The 19265-nt window shown below is 36.3% G+C and carries 15 protein-coding genes; 11 read left to right on the forward strand and 4 right to left on the reverse strand.

Annotated features, from left to right (window positions below):
• Position 1 precedes the first annotated feature (1 nt).
• On the forward strand, positions 2-1531 hold the full coding sequence (locus ACFQIC_RS01435; protein ID WP_204707551.1) for an AbgT family transporter: 1530 nt from the start codon (positions 2-4) through the stop codon (positions 1529-1531).
• 29 nt (positions 1532-1560) lie between these two features.
• Here ACFQIC_RS01435 and ACFQIC_RS01440 read toward each other — a convergent pair whose 3' ends face one another.
• Entirely contained in the window at positions 1561-3177 is a 1617-nt protein-coding gene (locus tag ACFQIC_RS01440; RefSeq protein ID WP_204706565.1) for a M20/M25/M40 family metallo-hydrolase, read from the reverse strand.
• A gap of 84 nt (positions 3178-3261) precedes the next feature.
• Between ACFQIC_RS01440 and ACFQIC_RS01445 the strand changes: the two genes are divergently transcribed.
• The 7 genes from ACFQIC_RS01445 (at position 3262) to ACFQIC_RS01475 (ending at position 11878) form a co-directional block, all read left to right on the forward strand.
• Positions 3262-4008, forward strand: a complete 747-nt coding sequence (locus ACFQIC_RS01445; RefSeq protein WP_204706567.1) for a glycerophosphodiester phosphodiesterase — start codon at positions 3262-3264, stop codon at positions 4006-4008.
• A gap of 89 nt (positions 4009-4097) precedes the next feature.
• Complete coding sequence (locus tag ACFQIC_RS01450) at positions 4098-4262, forward strand: hypothetical protein (RefSeq protein WP_390216900.1); 165 nt, start codon at positions 4098-4100, stop codon at positions 4260-4262.
• A 261-nt stretch (positions 4263-4523) separates the two neighbouring features.
• Positions 4524-5450, forward strand: a complete 927-nt coding sequence (gene rnz / locus ACFQIC_RS01455) for a ribonuclease Z (RefSeq protein WP_204706570.1) — start codon at positions 4524-4526, stop codon at positions 5448-5450.
• 12 nt (positions 5451-5462) lie between these two features.
• Entirely contained in the window at positions 5463-6824 is a 1362-nt protein-coding gene (locus ACFQIC_RS01460; protein WP_204706572.1) for an aldehyde dehydrogenase, read from the forward strand.
• Positions 6825-7469: 645 nt separating this feature from the next.
• Positions 7470-7760, forward strand: a complete 291-nt coding sequence (locus ACFQIC_RS01465; RefSeq protein ID WP_204706574.1) for a hypothetical protein — start codon at positions 7470-7472, stop codon at positions 7758-7760.
• Between the two features lie 212 nt (positions 7761-7972).
• A complete protein-coding gene (ppc, locus tag ACFQIC_RS01470) occupies positions 7973-10663 on the forward strand; it encodes a phosphoenolpyruvate carboxylase (protein WP_390216929.1) in 2691 nt (896 codons plus the stop codon).
• Positions 10664-11263: 600 nt separating this feature from the next.
• The gene (locus tag ACFQIC_RS01475; RefSeq protein WP_204706578.1) at positions 11264-11878 is read left to right on the forward strand and encodes a spore coat protein; all 615 of its coding nucleotides are present in this window, start codon (positions 11264-11266) and stop codon (positions 11876-11878) included.
• A gap of 257 nt (positions 11879-12135) precedes the next feature.
• On the opposite strand, the gene ACFQIC_RS01480 is transcribed toward ACFQIC_RS01475, so the two are convergent.
• Together ACFQIC_RS01480 and ACFQIC_RS01485 are read right to left on the reverse strand one after the other, a co-directional pair.
• The gene (locus tag ACFQIC_RS01480) at positions 12136-13557 is read right to left on the reverse strand and encodes a glycosyltransferase family 4 protein (protein WP_204706580.1); all 1422 of its coding nucleotides are present in this window, start codon (positions 13555-13557) and stop codon (positions 12136-12138) included.
• Positions 13558-13565: 8 nt separating this feature from the next.
• On the reverse strand, positions 13566-14657 hold the full coding sequence (locus ACFQIC_RS01485; protein ID WP_204706582.1) for a CotS family spore coat protein: 1092 nt from the start codon (positions 14655-14657) through the stop codon (positions 13566-13568).
• Between the two features lie 211 nt (positions 14658-14868).
• Between ACFQIC_RS01485 and ACFQIC_RS01490 the strand changes: the two genes are divergently transcribed.
• The 3 genes from ACFQIC_RS01490 to ACFQIC_RS01500 are packed head-to-tail and all read left to right on the forward strand — an operon-like array spanning position 14869 to position 18259.
• The gene (locus ACFQIC_RS01490; RefSeq protein WP_204706584.1) at positions 14869-16161 is read left to right on the forward strand and encodes a UDP-glucose dehydrogenase family protein; all 1293 of its coding nucleotides are present in this window, start codon (positions 14869-14871) and stop codon (positions 16159-16161) included.
• A gap of 25 nt (positions 16162-16186) precedes the next feature.
• Complete coding sequence (locus ACFQIC_RS01495; RefSeq protein WP_204706586.1) at positions 16187-17236, forward strand: sugar phosphate nucleotidyltransferase; 1050 nt, start codon at positions 16187-16189, stop codon at positions 17234-17236.
• Positions 17237-17263: 27 nt separating this feature from the next.
• Complete coding sequence (locus ACFQIC_RS01500; RefSeq protein WP_204706588.1) at positions 17264-18259, forward strand: NAD-dependent epimerase; 996 nt, start codon at positions 17264-17266, stop codon at positions 18257-18259.
• 290 nt (positions 18260-18549) lie between these two features.
• Here the strand turns inward: ACFQIC_RS01500 and ACFQIC_RS01505 are convergent, their stop codons facing one another.
• Positions 18550-18891 carry a sigma factor-like helix-turn-helix DNA-binding protein gene (locus ACFQIC_RS01505; RefSeq protein WP_390216901.1) on the reverse strand — a complete coding sequence of 114 codons (342 nt, stop codon included), beginning with the start codon at positions 18889-18891 and terminating at the stop codon, positions 18550-18552.
• Positions 18892-19265 lie beyond the last annotated feature (374 nt).

Genomic DNA, 19265 nt, shown 5'->3' on the forward strand with positions numbered 1-19265 from the left:
GATGGAACATCCAGAGAAAAAAGGGATCGTAATGCGTATACTCGATTGGGTTGAGCGCATTGGGAATAAACTTCCCCACCCTATCACATTATTTGCTGTTTTTGCTGTTTTAGTTGTTTTAGCCTCATGGTTAATTTCCCGTTTAGGTGTTGAAGTGGAAGACCCTGCAACTGGAGATACGGTGCAAGTCGTTAACCTGCTTTCAGGAGATGGTATTCAATATCTTTTCGAGAGTATGGTTGAAAACTTTGTTGGATTTGCTCCCTTAGGAACAGTCCTTGTCACTATGCTCGGTATTGGGGTTGCTGAAAGATCAGGACTCATTAGCGCAATGCTTAGAGGTCTGGTAACTTCCGTGCCCCGTTCATTAATGACAGCAGCTCTTGTTTTCGCTGGAATTATGTCTAGTATGGCGTCTGATGCTGGTTATGTTGTTCTTACTCCATTGGGAGCAGTTTTATTTGCGGGATTAGGACGTCATCCTTTAGCTGGACTTGCGGCCTCCTTCGCTGGTGTATCTGCTGGTTATAGTGCCAACTTATTTTTAACATCGTTAGATCCTTTACTTACAGATCTGACAAAAGTGGCAGCAGAAACAATAGATCCAGCCTATGCAGATGGTATATTATTAACGATGAATTTATATTTTATGATTGCTTCTGTCTTTGTGCTTACGATTGTTGGAACCCTGGTAACTGATAAAATTGTTGAACCCCGTCTTGGGACTTATAAAGGAAAATATCAAGAAGAAGTTGATTATTTGACCTCGACTGAGAAAAAAGGATTGTGGGGCTCTTTAATTGCATTACTCGTTACACTAGCCCTTCTATCCTTGCTAGTTCTTCCAAGTGGTGCCCCACTGCGCGATTCAGATAATTTTATTGAATCTCCATTTTTTCAAACACTTGTTCCAATCTTATTGATCCTATTTTTCGTCCCCGGTCTCGTTTTTGGTAAAATTACGAAATCTATTAAAAATGACAAAGATGTAGCTAATCAATTATCAGATACTATGAATACTATGGGCATGTATATTGTGTTAGCTTTTACTGCAGGACAATTCGTAGCCTACTTTAATCACACAAATTTAGGTAAAGTACTAGCTGTAAGCGGCGCTGAATTTCTAGATTCTATAGGTTTTACTGGAATCGGTCTGATATTGGCATTTATTTTGGTCGCTGGGCTAATTAATCTATTTATTGGTAGTTCCTCAGCGAAATGGGCCATCATGGCACCAGTATTTGTTCCACTAATGATGCAACTTGGCTATTCACCAGAACTAACAACACTTGCTTACAGAATAGCTGATTCAACTACAAATATTATTTCACCACTTATGCCATACTTTGCTATAGTCATTGCATTTGCGCAAAAGTATGACAAAAAGGTCGGTATTGGTACCTTGATTTCTACCATGCTTCCTTACTCAATCGCTTTTTCAATTGTTTGGACAATCATGCTTCTCATTTGGATGCTAACAGGTTTACCTATAGGACCAGATGCAGGATTCTTCTATGAACCAAGTAATTAATATAAAAAAACCGCCATTTGGCGGTTTTTTTATGATTTAAATAAATAATGGATCGTTTCAGTTAACAATTCCGGTAATTTTTCAAAGCTATAGGTTAGCTCTAACCTCTCTGTCCACTGGTGCGGGTCTTTTCCTAATGGCCCGATATTAATAATAGGCATGGTAATGGACTCCATTAAGTTAGATGGCAAATTAAAGCCTTTACCTTGAATTGGCATTTGCTGAACTAACTCCTCAATTGACGAGGCGGTGGAAACTGGTCCGATAAAGCTTAGATCAGACAACCCCGGGAAATACTCTTGGGTTTGAATCATCACTCCAAAGTTTTTTCGAGCATAGTCCATGGCGTATTGTGATGCGCGTTGGATTAACGGGTCGTGATGGGATGAAACTGATGGATAATATGGCGGACTATAGAACAATACAATCATAGGTGTTATATCTTTACATAAGGCTGCAAGATCTTTAACTAGAGTCGTAGAAAAATCACGATCACCTTGGTTCCGCTTTTTAATTAATAAATTTTGCCTTCTTTCAACTTCTGCTTCACCGAACCTGCTCACCGCCTCTTTATAAAGCTGTTCGTAAGTAAAAACATGGATGGTGGGGTCAAAAATTGATTTCTGATCACCTTGCAAGTAAAAAGAAGCCTGTTTATAGTAATGATCAATAACCTTCTTTTTAGCTCGTTCAGCGGCATTCATTAATTTCTCATTAAGTTCATTAATGGACTGTTTCATATAAAGTACATTATACATTGTCACAGCAGCTTGAGGTGTTTGAACGGAATACTCTTCTTTTAAATCCCTTTGCATCAAACTAATGGGAGGTGGTGTTCTATCTCCATCCACTTCTTCAATAAAAGCTTCATTAAGTTCTAACTCTTTAGCTAAATAACTAATCATTAAATTGGCATTCAATCCCCCAAACGGCTCTCCAGCATGTGTCTCTTTTCCATAACACAGAAAACCCGGTAGAGCTTTTCCAATCGACCCTGTGTAAACATAATAAGAAGAATCACCAGGATACTTGCTAAACATCGGTTCCCCGTTGACAGCTGTTTTATAGTGTAAATTTTCTTGCCTTTTTAGTTTATCCAATACAGGAAGAGCTGCAAGCATACCCTCTGAGTTCGCTTCTTCATCCGGTACCGCAATTAGTAGTAGATTACCTTCAAATTCACCGTTCATCGCTTTTTCAAGTATCGATAAGTGTACGGTCAGTCCTGCTTTCATATCCATGGTTCCTCGTCCAAAAAGCCAGTCGCCAGATTCTAAATCCCGTGCTGCTTCAGGTGGCAAGATATGTTTATTTTTATGTAATTCCTCTGTTAATTCTTTCGGATAAAAGGCCAAATTTTCCCACGAACCATAGTCTTGCACAGAGACGACATCAGCGTGTGCGATTAGTACAATCGTTTCTTTTGCTTCATCTTTTTTAACAAGGGCAGAAAGAAATTGGCGACCATCGTCTAAAGGATGTAACTTTAAGTGATCCGGATGATTTTGATAATATTCTTGATCGTTTAAAATATAATATAAATATTCAAAGATAGCGATTTCAGCTTTTGTACCTGTAATACTCGGATAGTCCACTAAGGAACAAAGCAGATCAGTTAATTGTTTTTTTGTTTGCCACTTACCCATTAAACTCACTTCCTTTAATTGACTTTTTGGTAGGAATAATCCACAATCATGCTGGATAAAAACTTGCAAATGAGGTGAATATTTGTGAAAAAAACGCTGATTTATGCTCATAGAGGAGCAAGTAAAATTGCCCCAGAAAACACATTGCCTGCTTACCAATTAGCAAGTGAATCAGGAGCCGATGGGCTTGAGATTGATGTTCAGCTCACAAAAGATCGAGTACCTGTTATTATTCATGACGAAAGTGTCCACCGAACAACAAACGGGACTGGGTTTGTTCAAGACTATACTTTAGAGCAAATGAAAAAACTAGATGCAGGAAGCTGGTTTTCCACTAATTTTTCTGATTGTTCTATATTAACATTGGATGAGTTTTTATGCTGGTTTCAACCCCTCTCAATGGTTTTAAATGTCGAATTAAAAACAAATGTGATTGAATATAAAGACATTGAATTAATCGTATATAATGCTTTAAAGCATCATCAAATGTTAGACCGTACTGTACTATCTAGCTTTAATCTCAATAGCATTACAAAAATTCATGATATTGATCCTAATGTGCAAACAGCATTTTTAACTTCCACAAAACGATACAATTTAGAAAAATTTGCTAAGCATCATGGAGCATCCTCTCTCCACGTAAAGTATCGGTTACTCGATAAAAGATTAGTCAAACAATGTCATAGTATTAGCATGCCCATTCGAGTATATACAGTCAATCGACCTCTCTATATGCAGAAGTGTTTTAAATTAAGGTGTGATGGAATCTTTACAGACGTCCCTCATGAGGCTGTGGAGTATCGTCAGAAATTCCAGAATAGAGGTGATTAACGAATTCATAATTGTTTTGTTAGTTTATTTTTATTCACCAAATTACACTTGAAGTCACTTTCGTTTAAGTATAAATCAACTTACTTATAATGGAAGAATTTATTTGTTTTGCAAACGAAATCATCACGCAAGCTGTTACCTCGATGTCAGTTAAAGTTGAAACGATTAGGAAATATCCAGAACAACTAAAGTTTGGTTCACGGATTGGCTGTTGGCTTAATTATCTCAGGAAATCAGCCGAAGAAACCCTTTAATATTTATTAGCACACGCTTTTCAAATAATACTTATGGATGAATTCGATTATCCATTAGAAGCCCCTAAATAATATATACACGGTTGGTAGCTGTCGAAATAATTCTCGACAGCTTTTTTATTGTATCCCATGAATCATTATTGCTATAAGGACATCTTCACATTGACGGATCATTTAAAATTGACCTTCCAATCGCTTAATAGAATTTAAGTGTATCCAAGTAGCTCAGGTGGTATGATAGTTACAAAGGAGGATACATATATGGAACTGTTTTTTCTCGGTACGGGCTCCGGCGTACCTTCAAAAGACCGCAACGTTTCTTCCCTTGTTCTTCGTCTTCTAGAAGAACGCGGAACTACGTGGATTTTTGATTGCGGTGAAGCAACACAACATCAAATCTTAAATACTAATATACGACCTAGAAGGATTGAAAAAATTTTCATCACTCATTTACATGGAGACCATATATATGGATTACCTGGATTACTGAGCAGCCGGTCCTTCCAAGGTGGCGAAACCGCTGTTACCATTTACGGTCCAATTGGATTGAAATCATATATTGATATAAGTCTTCAAGTAAGCGGGACCAAATTAAAATATCCCTTGCATATTAAGGAAATATTTGAAGAAGGAACTTTGTTTGAAGACGATGCTTGTATTGTTGAGGTCATAAAACTACAGCACGGATTAGAAAGTTATGGCTATCTCATTAAAGAAAAGGATAAACTTGGCGAACTTTTGCCGGAACGATTAAAAGAATTAGGTATCACGCCAGGTCCTATCTATCAACAAATAAAACAACAGGAAGAAACACAATTAAATGACGGACAAGTTATCTTTCGGAAGAACGTTATAGGACCAGCTAAAAAAGGTAGAAAGGTTGCCATTCTCGGTGATACACGCTACATCCCTTCTTTGAAAGAAAAGCTTATAGGTACCGATGTACTTGTACATGAAGCAACTTTTGCAGGTGATGAGGAAGAAATGGCATATGACTATTATCATTCCACTGTCAAACAAGCTGCGACTTTAGCTAAGTATTCAGAAGTTGGGGAACTCATTTTAACCCATTTATCCTCTCGCTATCACGGAGATGCCATTAAGCAATTAGAAGCAGAAGCAAAAGCTATTTTTGAAAATACTACGCTTGCCTTTGATTTTTACCAGCATAAAGTTATGCAAAAATAGGAGGATTTATCCATGAACCAACTCGTAAAATTACAAAAAGAATGGTTCAACGAAGGTCACACAAAAAATTTTCAGTTCCGAAAAGAACAACTCTATAAAATGAAGACAATGCTCGAAACGTTTGAATCCCCTGTTTTAAAGTCATTGAAGTTTGATTTATCAAAGTCTGAATATGAAGCTTACACCTCAGAAATTGCTTTTTTAAAAAGTGAAATCAACATTCAATTAAAAAATCTTAAAAGTTGGATGTCTAAAACGAAAGTTAAGTCACCTCTCACCCATACTGGTTCAAAAAATTATATCTTAAAAGAGCCTTACGGAACCACACTCATTATCGCTCCGTGGAACTATCCTATTCAGCTTGCTTTAGCTCCAATGATTGGCGCAATAGCTAGTGGAAATACTGTCATTATCAAGCCTTCTGAATTAACTCCTACTGTATCATGGGTTATAAAAAGAATGATTGAACAATACTTTCCTACTCACTACATTGCGGTGGTGGAAGGCGATAAAAAAATTACTCAAGAGTTGCTTAATCAACCGCTTGACTACGTATTTTTTACAGGAAGCGTGAATGTAGGGAAAAAAATAATGGAACAAGCCAGCCAGCGCTTGATTCCTGTAACACTTGAACTTGGTGGTAAAAGTCCAGCGATTGTTCACAAAGATGCATCTATTAACTTGGCTGCAAAACGAATTGTATGGGGTAAATTTACAAATGCTGGGCAAACATGCATTGCTCCGGACTATTTATATATACATCATGAAATAAAAGCCGAACTTTTAAAGGCAATCAAAAAATACATTTATAAATTTTATGGAGAAAAATCTTTATTAAACGATAAATATGTAAAAATTATAAACCAGCAACACTTTGATCGGGTTTCAAGTTATTTGGAGGAAGGAAATATTTTAATAGGAGGCCGTGTTGATTCAAGAAACCATCGTATTGAACCCTCCGTTATTGACCAAGTAACTTGGAATGATTCGGTTATGCAAGATGAAATTTTTGGACCTGTACTCCCAATTCTAACGTATGACCAACTGGATGAAGTTATCGATCAAGTGGAGCAAAGACCTAAACCGCTTGCTCTCTATTATTTTGGGGAAAACGAGTTGGACCAGAAAAAGGTAACAGAAAGCCTTTCATTTGGCGGCGGTTGTATTAATGACACACTCTATCATATCCTCAATTCCCATCTCCCTTTTGGAGGAGTTGGGGAAAGCGGAATGGGCAGTTATCATGGGGAAGCAAGTTTTAATACATTCACTCATGAGAAAAGTATTACGAAACAAACGACAAAATTTGATCAAGCCTTTCGTTATCCTGGTTCAGAACTAGGATTAAAAGTCATAAAGAAATTGTTAGGCTAAAACAAAAGCACCCTCTCTTATAGGGAAGTAGTTCCATTTTGGTGAAGAAACATACCAAATAGCATACGAATTCGCAGACCAAATCGCATATGATTTGGTCTCTTTTCCCCCTTTATATATCAATGGTTATAGGATAATAACACTTGAATTATCATACAAAATCGCAACCCAAAAAGCATAATGACCATAGCTACAAAGCAGGATTGTTGAAGACTCAATTCCGAACTGGGCCACCCCGTCCCTGACTCGTATTTACCTTCAGAACTAAACTAAGGTTCTCCTGAAACAATATCAACATAGATCTCTCCTCTTCTGGATCCCAAAACTCGTTGTTATGTTTCTCTGTTCCATCTTCTTGAGTAACTTTATTTAAATATCCGTCAACTTTCCTATTAAATCTTGTTTTGAGTAAAACTTTGTTTCACCTTTATGTTCGTCTATCAGTCATGCTCCCATCACTGAAAAGATTTGCAAATTCTAGGACCGACCAAAACATCTGACACTACTACAATAAATTTTTCAAACAAAAGAGCTCCTCATTAAAGGTTTCATTCAAGGCTAGGTATAATTTTATCCATTAACTATTAGAAAATAGATTTAAACTTCTCTATAATTAATAATAGTATTAAAAGGAGTGTTAAAGTCATGAACCGGGAAGACTTAGAAGAACAAATTATTAAAAAATATCAGCAAGACGAGCAAATGATGGTACTTATTTTTGCCCAGTGGTGTATTAACAATGACTTAGACCCTGTCCAATTATATAAAAAAGCTTACCCTAATCAATCTGAAAATAATTCATTGCAACAAGCTCTAGAGCTAACCGTTTCTAAACAAGAATCTGATAACATTGCAAACAACACATTACTAGAAGTTTTATCATTATTCGGTAACGACGATCTTGCATTTATTGTTAGCGAATATATGAATGAATAATAGTTCAATAAACCGCTTACATCAAGTGTCGTTTAATTCTGTCATTTGACTATCCTAAAAATTCTGATAACATAATTAAAATATAAGGGACGGTCATAATGAACCGTACACAAAAAATTAAAGACTAACAGGATGGTGAAAGTGTGACTTTACAAAAACAACCAAAAAATCATACCACTCCACTCAAACGAGATGTCAACTTACTTGGCAACATGCTTGGAGAGATCCTCGTCCATCATGGCGGGCAAGAACTACTTGATAAAGTTGAAACTATTCGAGAATTAACAAAAGAACTGAGAAAAAGTAGAGAAACAGATACTTATGAACAATTAAAAAATGAAATTCAAAACCTTAAGCAGCCTCTGCGTGCTCAAGTCATTCGGGCCTTCTCCATTTATTTCCACCTTGTAAATATTGCTGAACAAAATCATCGCATTAGACGCCGTCGCGAATATCAAATACGTGAAGATCACGGAGTTCAGCCCTATTCAATTGAAAGTGCTGTAATGAACTTAAAAGAGAACAATATGGATAAAGAAGTTATTCAAAATGTGCTGGATGAATTATCTTTGGAATTGATTATTACTGCCCACCCTACTGAAGCTACAAAACGGACAGTACTTGAAATTCAAAAAAGAATTGCTAATATTCTTATCAAACTCGATCACCAACAATTAACGAAAAGTGAAAGAGAAAATATTGAAGAGAGTTTATTTAACGAAGTAACTGTTCTTTGGCAGACAGACGAGCTTCGTCATCGTAAGCCAACAGTTATGGATGAAGTACGAAATGGTTTATATTATTTTGATCAAACATTATTTGATGTATTACCAGATATTCATCAAGAACTTGAAAATCGATTGGAAGAAGTCTATCCAAACGAAGATTGGACCGTTCCTAACTTCTTACACTTCGGTTCTTGGATTGGTGGCGATCGGGACGGAAACCCAAATGTAACCCCAGAAATCACATGGTCTACACTTAAAAAACAACGTGATTTAGTTTTAAAAAAGTATGACGTGGTACTAGTAGAGTTAATGAAACGTTTTAGCCACTCTACAACACGCGTCAATATCAACGACTCCTTCCAAAAGTCTGTTGAAAAAGAAGAAGCCATGATACCCGAAAGTAAGAGATGGCGAGTAGAAGCAGAGATTTATCGTCGGAAATTTGCAATTATCCTGGAGCGTTTACGTCAAGTCGGTCAATCTGAAAGAGGTTACACTTCAGCGGATGAGCTATTAGCAGATTTAGATCAAATTCAGACTAGTGTTCAGCACCACCACCCTACTAAGCATGAATTAAAAATGTTGAAAAAACTCATTCGTCAAGTTAGGCTTTTCGGATTTCATTTAGCGACGCTTGATATTCGTAATCATAGTGGTGAGCACGAAACAGCAATAAGCGAACTCTTACAAAAAGTTGATATAACTGAAAATTATGCTGACCTACCTGAAGAAGAGAAAGTTCAATTACTTGAAAGTGTATTGAAAGATCCACGTCCAATTTCTCTTTTAAATGAGGACTACTCAGAAGCAACTCAGGAGATGCTTAAAGTATTCCAATTAATCAGGGAAGCTCATCGTGAATTTGGAAAGAGGTCAATTCAAGTTTATTTAATCAGTATGACCGAATCATCTAGTGATCTGCTTGAAGTTCTAGTTCTTGCAAAAGAAGCTGGCATTTACAGGCTACACGCAGATGGAAAGGTAGAAAGTAATCTAGATGTCGCACCTTTACTTGAAACCGTTGACGATTTAAAAGCTGGTCCAGAAATTTTAAGAACTCTATTTAATATGGATGTTTACAAAAAACACTTAGATCATCGTAAAAATCATCAAGAAATTATGCTAGGATATTCAGATGGCAGTAAAGATGGTGGAACATTAACCGCAAACTGGCGCCTATACAAAGCTCAACAAGAGATTCATGAAATGGCTAAAGAATATAACATCGGTCTGAAATTTTTCCATGGGCGCGGAGGCTCGTTAGGTCGAGGTGGCGGTCCGCTCAATCGAAGCATTGCTTCACAGCCAGTAGAAACGTTAGGTGATGGCGTGAAAATCACCGAACAAGGTGAAGTGTTATCCTCACGTTATCTGCTAACTGACATCGCTTATCGTAGTTTAGAACAAGGTGTATCCACCCTACTTGAAGGAGCTGCTCATGTATCTGAAGAAACGGAGCAAGCAAACAGTTGGGAAGAACACTGGGAACAGATTATGGAGGATGTAGCCAATACCTCTCTTAAGAAATACCAATCACTGGTATTCTCTGACAAAGATTTCCTAACGTATTTTAATGAAGTTACACCTCTTCAGGAAATTAGTGAACTTAATATTGGTTCAAGACCTATGAAACGTAAAGATAGTATGAAATTTGAAAACTTGCGGGCTATCCCATGGGTATTTGCATGGACACAAAACCGCCAGCTTATTCCTGCCTGGTATGCATCCGGAACTGGGTTAGCTGATTATGCTGCAGAAAGTGAAGGAAACCTTAAAGACCTGCAAAATATGTATGAAAACTGGCCTTTCTTCCGTTCTACAGTAGATAACTTACAAATGGCCTTAACAAAAGCAGATATTTATACAGCTAAAGAGTACACTGAACTAGCAAATGACAAGGCAATGGGTGAACGCATTTTCCAAAATATTGTTGATGAATACGAGAAGACAAAAGACATTTTACTCAAAATAACTGGTGACAGTGAACTACTCGACCATCAACCAACTATTCAAGAATCTGTCCGACTTCGTAATCCTTACGTCGATCCTTTAAACTTCCTTCAGGTGGAATTAATTAAGGAACTTCGCGCAAATGAGGATGCCAATGATGAATTGCTAACTGAAGTATTACTTACCATCAGTGGAATCGCTGCTGGGCTTCGAAATACGGGTTGACCCAAAAACTCAGGCTTAAAGCCTGAGTTTTTCTGTTAATAAACTGATCTGTGGGATTTTTTAGTCTCTATAATGAATGTGGTGATTATGCTTGATCTATCAGTTGCTCAGGAGAAACTCCATTCTCTCTTTTGACCCCAAAAGTTGCGACACAAAAAGGAAAAGAAGAGGTGTGAATAATACAATTAAAGTATTAAAACGCAACTCTTACGGGATTAAGAGCTATGAACGCTTAAAGAATAAGATTTTATGGCAACAAGAAATGAAGAAATTAGGTTTTGAATCATTTTTGTTTTGGATAGATAAATATTTGAGAAAACCACCTAACAAGTAGCCTGAACACACGTAAAATCCTTACGAGAACAGTGGCCAAAGTGAGACCCCGCAGAACGACAGTTCGAGGATGCTCTCGGGTCACCAAATTTATTCAGATTGCGATGGAATAAGAAATAAACTATGCGAAAGCAGCTAACTCAAAAGGGTGATGGAGATCATTCTCCACCACCACATTTGACAGCGAACCAATTTTTTAATCGTTACATATTTATTTCCGAGAGACTAACACTAGATATGAATATACTTTACAGGAGGAATAAATATATGGATCAACAGTCTCAAGCCAATGGAACTCAAGCTTCTGAAAACATCCCACCTACAATAAGCCATGGCGGTCATGAGGTTTTTGATGCCCATGAAGTGATATCTTCAATGATCGGTTTGCTGGATCAATACCAACTGTATGACTCGCACATTCAAGATCCTGAACTAAAATCAATGATAACCAGTCAATCTATGTTTTTAACCGAATTATATAATATTATGGTTGAGACAGTTCAAACAGGAGAGAAACCTTCACAATCCACTCATGTTTATAAAATGGCTCAAAATAATGATGTTATATACGGTTTGAAACCAAGTCAACCGAGTAAACCAATCCAGTCTGTTAATGATCTTTCCGATCAGCATCTATCTTCTTATATGTTAGGCCAAGTTAAAAGCTTAGCTTCCCTAATGTCAATGTCAGCACTAGAAATAACAAACCCTGTATTACGAAGAGTAATTGCTGATAGTGTTCCTAACTTAATTGAAATGAGCTACGAAGTTTTTCTATATCAAAACAAACATGGTTACTACCAAGTACCTCAGCTCGCACCTCAAGACTTAACACAACTGACTCACAGTTTTGCCCCTGCTTCACAGCAAAGCCTAAACTAGTGAATTTGGGACAGCCACTTGTGCTGTCCCAAATTTTACATAACCCTATTTTCACTTGAAGTAACTTAATGTGTAAAACTACCTTTTCCTTTCTATAGACTGTGTTAAATGTTGTTGTTGATCATTACCCAAGTTGAGAAGCGATGTTTATTCGACAACCGGAACGAACAGTTATCTATCATACATATTAGAACAGAATCATGGTACTAAGGTAAGAAACTTCCTTATTATTAGAATAAATTACGTTAATGTTTAGCCTATCGTTCTAATACATAAAATAGCAGCAGTATAAAACAAAGTTCAACTAACTCTTTTCTCTCTGCTTTTGTGCACACTTGCAGTTTATTACATTCACTGAGATTGTTATGCTCGTTTTGATGAGTTATAAACTTCTCTTTTTCATTGATTTCTATATTTATTCCTTGATCCTTCACCTTTTCGGTCTTCAAGCTATCTGTTTCATGCGCTCCTAAAATTTCGTCTTCTTCTATAAACAGGATCTCTTTACCCGTAAGATCTCCTGTCGTCTTGTATTCCATTTCCGACCAAACGGATGAAATATCATGGACTACCCGATCCCAAGTATAATATTGCTCTGCTAATCCCCTTCCATACCTCCCCATTTCTTCACTAATTTGAGGATTAGAAAGGAGATAGGATAGATGTTTAACAAACTCCTCAGTATCTTCGGGGTTTTCCACTAAAATTCCATTCTTATAGGGTTCAATTACCTCTTTATTTCCTCCACGGTCTGTTGTAATTATCGGTAGAGCAGCAGCCATGGCTTCGTAATGAACACGTGCAAGAGGTTCTTGCCACTGAGAAGTGCAAACGAAGATATCTGAAGCAACAAACCACTCCTGAATTTTATCTGGAGATACAAATCCTGTTTGAATCACTGGGATAGGAAGACGTTCAGCAAGAGCACGAACATAAGCAATATAATCGGTTATAGAATCATTACTAAACCATTTACTTCCCATAATGACTAAAGCAACGTCCTTATGTTTCTCTGCTAACTTAGGAATCGCACGAACAAGTACATCGATCCCTTTATTGGGTGAAAGTCTTCCGGCATACAATATAATTTTCTTTGATTGGAGGTTATACTCCTCTCGCTTTGTATCTCTCATAGTTTTTGCAGCATCAGAGTAAGAAGGAACAAAACGATCCAAATCAACACCTGAATAGATTGTTTTAAGCTTTGGAGCAGCTTCAGGAAACAGGTCTTTTATCGTTTTTGCAATATAGTTGCTGATGGTAATAATTTTATCAAGCTTTTCCACCGCACTAGCGCCTTCTGCATGATCTATTTTTTCCGGCTTAAACATATCATTGTGCATACTCAAAATAATCCTTGAGTCTTGTGCTAGTTCACGAACAGCATTTACTAAACGCGGACGATTAAAAATATGAATCAAGTCGTATTCTTCAGCTGTTGATTTTAAAAATTGAACTACATTTTCGCGGTAAATTTCTAGCAATCCCCCCTCTACTCGAACATAACGCACATTATTAATTATTTCATCTTCTGGGAGTGACTCGTCACTTCTCCCTAATACAGTAATCTGATGATTCTGTGTCAATGCGGGAAGAGCACCGTCAATATACGTTTGAATTGCTCCTCCCCGTATAGCAGGAACAGGTAATTTTTCTGTACAAATGATTAGAACTTTCATTTCGGTAATTAACCTCCTTTCCTGTCTTTTGAGAGTTCTTCTAAAACTGGCCACTTTTGTTTCTCAAGCTCAATAATTAATTGCAAATCTTGTGCTAAAGATTCATTCATAAAAGTTGTTGGGGAGTATACTATGTCTTTCATATTTTTATAAAACAGATTCGGCAGTGATAAATCTATTAACAATAATTCATACTCGTCGTCAGTTATAGGATTGGCCTGGTCATAAGCTTGAATCATTTCCCTTATCCAATTTATATCCCACTGTTCAAGAGAATGCATACGGTCAATGATCAATTTTCTCAAATCACGGATCGTAATATCATAAGAAACACCATCCAAGTCAATGACATACATACCTTCATCCCCCATTTGGGCATTAGACCACCCATAATCCTGGTGAACAAATCCAGCTTCTTGCGTTCCTTTGGAAACAATCTCTTTATAATTTGAATCTCCTAATCTCTTAATAGCCTGCTGTGCTTGTTCCTGAAAATTATCAATATAAGATAAAATCGTTGAGCTTGCTGGCATATCACTGTAAACATTCGCAATATCCCGAAACCAACCTAGTTTCTTTTCTACACGCTCGTAAGTTCTTGGCCACCGATGAAGTCGAGAAATATTTTCAGCTTCGGCTGGAGGGACGTATCCTTTAGACAGCTTGTGAAATTCTCCTAAAGCATAACAAAGCTTTTTGGTGCCTTCTAGATCTTCAGAAACTGGCCTCAATGATTCTATCCACTCTGCAATGAACCAAAGTTTCCCTCCCATTTCCACATAGTTTTTCCCTTGTTTGGTTTTGAAAATTGTTGGAACTCTAGCTTTTTTTTCTTTAACTAAATACTCTTGTGCACCTAGGCTAAATTTGCTATGTGTGGGCCGACGATGTAATAACTTTAAACTGAAAGGACCATCACTCGTATCTATCTTCCAAATAGCCCCACCTTTCTTATCTTTTGTTGCCATAACAGTCATATGATGAACTTGAAAATCGTAGAATTGCACGACTTCTTTTGCCATCTCCACAATATAAACTGGAACATAGAGAGAGTCGACGTCGTTTTCATGAGCCCAAGGTTTTATCGTTTGATCTGTCATTATTTCACCTCCGTATTATAACCATTCTATTCAATTATTGGCCGAAGGTATGGTCTCCTTAATCAACTAATATTAAATAACTCAATTATATTTTAGAGACTACATATTATACGACTCGCTATTATTTTCAGCCATTTCGCCGTTACTGATCCTAAGGATATTAATATAGTAACCATAGAATAACTCGTAAATAAAAGAAGGGAAATTTTTCATGAATATTTTATTCATCGGGATGGGGTATGTCGGAACAACAATGGGAGTTGTGCTAGCTAAATCTGGTCACAACGTTACTGGCTTAGATATTGATCAAGATAAAATAGCAACATTAAATAAGGGTGAATTATATTTTCATGAACCAAACTTGCAAAAAATGCTATTGAACAGCCATCAAAACAAAAACCTATATTTCACCTCTGAACCCAAGGAAGCAATTGAAAATAATGATATTGTCTTTATTACAGTGGGCACACCCTCACTAGAAAACGGAAAAGCAGATTTAACTTATGTGAAAAGTGCGGCTAAAATGATTGGGAAATATATAAATTCACCAAAAACAATTGTAGTAAAGAGCACCGTTCCTATTGGTACTACAGAACAGATCAAGCAATGGATTAACCAAGAGAGCCAATCGCGTTTCGATATAAATATGGTTATGAATCCTGAATTTTTAAGAGAAGGGACTGCGGTGCAGGACGCCCTCCATCCTGACCGTATTGTTATAGGTAGTGAAGATCGTAAGTCGCTAGAGATTTTAGATAGAGTTTATCAAAGCTGGAGTTGTCCTATTTTAAAAACTACTCCGAAAGCAGCAGAAATGATTAAATATGCTTCAAATGCCTTCCTGGCGACAAAAATTTCTTTTATAAATGAGGTTGCAAAACTTTGTGATACGCTCGACATTAATGTTCAAGATGTTTCGAAGGGAATGGGATTAGACAATCGGATTGGTCCTGCTTTCTTACAGGCTGGTTTAGGGTATGGAGGATCATGCTTTCCTAAGGATGTAAAAGAACTATTAAGGACAGCTAATTCGTATCGAGCTTCACTTCATATTTTAAAAGAGGTAGAAATGATTAACCATATACAATACCAGTACTTTTTAGAAAAAGTGAAAAATAATTTTGTTTCTTTGAAAGGAAAAAAAGTAACTATTTTCGGTCTGTCTTTCAAACCCCATACAGACGATACGCGGGACTCTGTCTCTTTTTCTATCATGAATGAATTAGTGAAAGAAAAAGCGGACATCGTCGTACATGATCCCGTAGTTTCTTTATCTACCAATTGGTTAGATAAGGGGATTAAGCAATACTCGGATCCTTATGATGCAGTTAAGTCCACCGACATTATTCTTATTTGCACAAATTGGCCTGTTTATCAAGAATTGGATTGGAGAAGGATTCGTAAAATCGTTAGTGATTGCTATATATTTGATGGCCGAAATATGTTAGAAGCTAGCGAAATGAAAAAACTAAATTTTCACTATGAAGGCATTGGTTATTCTTGATATCTGTAGAGAAAGGAGAAGAATTATGAAAGGTTTAATTTTGACAGCTGGCAAAGGAACTCGATTACGACCGTTATCTTATACGAAGCCGAAGCCACTATTGCCTGTTGCCAACGAATCCGTAATTAGTTACGGAATTGAACAATTATACGATTTAGGAATACGTGAAATTGGATTAGTTATTCAAAAAGGGCAAAAGAAATTATTTAATAAACATCTACAAAATTATGCAAAGAACAATATTCAGTTTCACTATATATATCAACACAAACCTAAAGGGGTTGCCCATGCGGTTAAACAAGCAAAGACATTTATCGGTTCAGATTCTTTTGTTTTATTATTAGGGGATAACTTAATTGAAGAACGTTTCGACTTACTGAAGGATGCATTTAATAAAAAGAAAATACATGGGACTGTCATGGTTAGTGAAGTAACTAATCCTGAAGATTATGGAATAGCCGAAATTAAGAATAATACAATCATTAACGTTGAAGAAAAGCCGGCTAACCCTAAATCTAATTTAGCTATCATTGGAGCTTATCTATTTACTTCAAAAATATTCAAAGCTATCGATTCAATTTCGCCGTCAAAAAGAGGTGAGTATGAAATTACAGATGCAATTCAGTGGATGATTGACCATGGTTATACACTTAATTATGTCCAAACTTTTAAACCGACTTTTGATGTGGGAACGATCGACCGATGGTTAGAAGCAAACCGATGGATCCTCCAAAAAAAACCTCAACACTGGGACAATAACAACCTTCAAGACTCTATTATCATTCCACCTGTAAACATTGGAAGTCAATGTCACATTAAAAATTCAATTATCGGCCCTAATGTATCTATCGAATCAAACACAACTATAGAAAAATGCATAATCAAAAACAGTATTATTTTAAAAGGATCTTGCTTAGAAAATATTCTTTACGAGATTACCGACAGCGTATTTGGAGAGAAAACTAAACTCATCGGAAGAGATCTTAATGATAATACGATTCATGGAGTATTTAGTGATGATTCTTCCTTAATATTCAATAATAATAATAACTCCTCTTCCAAAAACAAGGAGTAAACAATCTTAACGAATGGAGAACGTGAAATGATCTTAATCACAGGAGCTGCAGGTTTTATAGGGGCACATGTAGCTAAACGTTTACTTCAGGAGGGGCATTCAGTTATCGGAATAGACAACTTGAATAATTATTACGATGTTCAGTTAAAAAGAGACCGTTTAACTTGGCTGAAACATAATAATTTCATATTTAAAAAGTCAGATCGACAAAATCAAAGATCAATAAATTCAATTTTTGAAAAACATCAGCCTTCGATAGTTATTGATCTTGCTGCCCAAGCCGGAGTTCGTTATAGTTTAGAAAACCCACACGCTTATATCAATTCAAATATTTCAGGGTTCATTAATATGCTGGAAGCTTGCCGACATTATAAGGTACATCATCTTATTTATGCGTCATCCAGTTCGGTTTATGGGGCAAATACTACTATGCCCTTCTCTGTACATGATAATGTCGATCACCCCGTAAGCATATATGCAGCTACTAAAAAATCAAATGAACTTATGGCCCATACGTATAGTCATCTTTATGGTTTGCCTACAACAGGCCTTCGTTTTTTCACTGTATACGGACCCTGGGGACGCCCGGATATGGCATTATTCTCTTTCACAAAAGCAATTTTAGAAGGAAAACCAATTAAGATATTTAATTACGGGAATATGCAAAGAGACTTCACTTATATTGATGATATCGTTGAAGGAGTTGTTCGACTCATTGATAACAAACCTTCTCCGAATCTAGAATGGAACGGAGCTTCACCTGATCCTGCATCAAGTTATGCTCCTTACAAGATTTACAATTTGGGTAACAGTAAGCCTGTAAAACTATTAGATTTTGTTTCCGCGATTGAAAACAAACTTGGTAAAAAGGCAATAAAAGAGTTTATGCCTTTACAAAATGGTGATATTATTTCCACATATGCAGATGTAAAGGATTTAATGACAGATGTAGGATACAAACCAGATACTTCCATTGAAGAAGGAATTGACAAATTTATTGACTGGTATAAAGACTATTACTGATTACGGCCCTAAGAATGTACCACTTCTGCCATGTTTTTTACCAATGGTTGCCACAAGATTCACCACTCGTTGCCAATACGTTTACCAGTCGGTTAACGTCAAGAGATTTTGAAAGACAAAAAAAGCCTAATACCTCAGTACCTTAGTGAGAAATTAGACTTTGATGTTCAACAAACGCGCCTTAATTGTTGAACATCACTTTCTATTGCATAGTATATTTGAACTGTATAGCACTTAAGTTTGTATTGGACTTGTAATAAATTCGTGTTTCATACTGGATTAACTAACTATTATATTCTAAATATTCTTTTTAATTCCCGTGAAATCTTTACGTTTGCTTTATATCGAATTTGCCTTACACGCTCTTGGGTTACATTAATTTCTTTTGCGATTTCTCTCAGTATCTCTATTTCAGAATCAACTCCATATATCTTATCTAGAACAAGCTTCTCCCTTTTTGAAAGAACATATTGCATAGTCTTGTACACTTTTATAAACCTCATATATTCCTCAGAGTTACAATCCTTAAGTAAATCATAAAATGGAGAACGATTAGAATGGCTATTTTGGGGAGCCTCTTTACCAAATCCTATCATATTCATATAATAAGCAGCATTATTTTTTGTAATCATGGACAAGTCAACCATTTTTATACACACCTTCTTTAAACTAATTTATTGTTTATATTTCGTTAGCTTAGCATAAAAATAAAAATTTATATGTGACAGTGTTAGTGATAATTAAAATAAACTAAACAAAATGAACGGAGAATAAAACAAAACAGACACCATACCCTCAACTCCTGCTCAAAGTTTCTAGCAGTCCGATCTTCCTATTCATTTGGACTGCTTCTTTCAGGTAATCTTAGAAAGGTTATAGAGAGAAATTTTCAAAAAAACTGAATGGATTTATATTAAAATCAGGAAATTTATTATTCAATAATGTGATCTTGTTAAAATAAGTGTTAAACCTTGATAAAACAAAAAATCGGCAGTCCAGTTTATAT

The sequence above is a fragment of the Halobacillus seohaensis genome (assembly GCF_042663045.1).
In the GTDB taxonomy this organism is placed as follows: domain Bacteria; phylum Bacillota; class Bacilli; order Bacillales; family Halobacillaceae; genus Halobacillus_A; species Halobacillus_A seohaensis.

Coding starts and splice junctions, on each gene's coding strand:
- ACFQIC_RS01435 (WP_204707551.1), top strand. CDS start 2: ATGGAACATCCAGAGAAAAAAGGGATCGTAATGCGTATACTCGATTGG.
- ACFQIC_RS01440 (WP_204706565.1), bottom strand. CDS start 3,177: ATGGGTAAGTGGCAAACAAAAAAACAATTAACTGATCTGCTTTGTTCC.
- ACFQIC_RS01450 (WP_390216900.1), top strand. CDS start 4,098: ATGGAAGAATTTATTTGTTTTGCAAACGAAATCATCACGCAAGCTGTT.
- rnz (WP_204706570.1), top strand. CDS start 4,524: ATGGAACTGTTTTTTCTCGGTACGGGCTCCGGCGTACCTTCAAAAGAC.
- ACFQIC_RS01460 (WP_204706572.1), top strand. CDS start 5,463: ATGAACCAACTCGTAAAATTACAAAAAGAATGGTTCAACGAAGGTCAC.
- ACFQIC_RS01465 (WP_204706574.1), top strand. CDS start 7,470: ATGAACCGGGAAGACTTAGAAGAACAAATTATTAAAAAATATCAGCAA.
- ppc (WP_390216929.1), top strand. CDS start 7,973: ATGCTTGGAGAGATCCTCGTCCATCATGGCGGGCAAGAACTACTTGAT.
- ACFQIC_RS01475 (WP_204706578.1), top strand. CDS start 11,264: ATGGATCAACAGTCTCAAGCCAATGGAACTCAAGCTTCTGAAAACATC.
- ACFQIC_RS01480 (WP_204706580.1), bottom strand. CDS start 13,557: ATGAAAGTTCTAATCATTTGTACAGAAAAATTACCTGTTCCTGCTATA.
- ACFQIC_RS01485 (WP_204706582.1), bottom strand. CDS start 14,657: ATGACAGATCAAACGATAAAACCTTGGGCTCATGAAAACGACGTCGAC.
- ACFQIC_RS01490 (WP_204706584.1), top strand. CDS start 14,869: ATGAATATTTTATTCATCGGGATGGGGTATGTCGGAACAACAATGGGA.
- ACFQIC_RS01495 (WP_204706586.1), top strand. CDS start 16,187: ATGAAAGGTTTAATTTTGACAGCTGGCAAAGGAACTCGATTACGACCG.
- ACFQIC_RS01500 (WP_204706588.1), top strand. CDS start 17,264: ATGATCTTAATCACAGGAGCTGCAGGTTTTATAGGGGCACATGTAGCT.
- ACFQIC_RS01505 (WP_390216901.1), bottom strand. CDS start 18,891: ATGATTACAAAAAATAATGCTGCTTATTATATGAATATGATAGGATTT.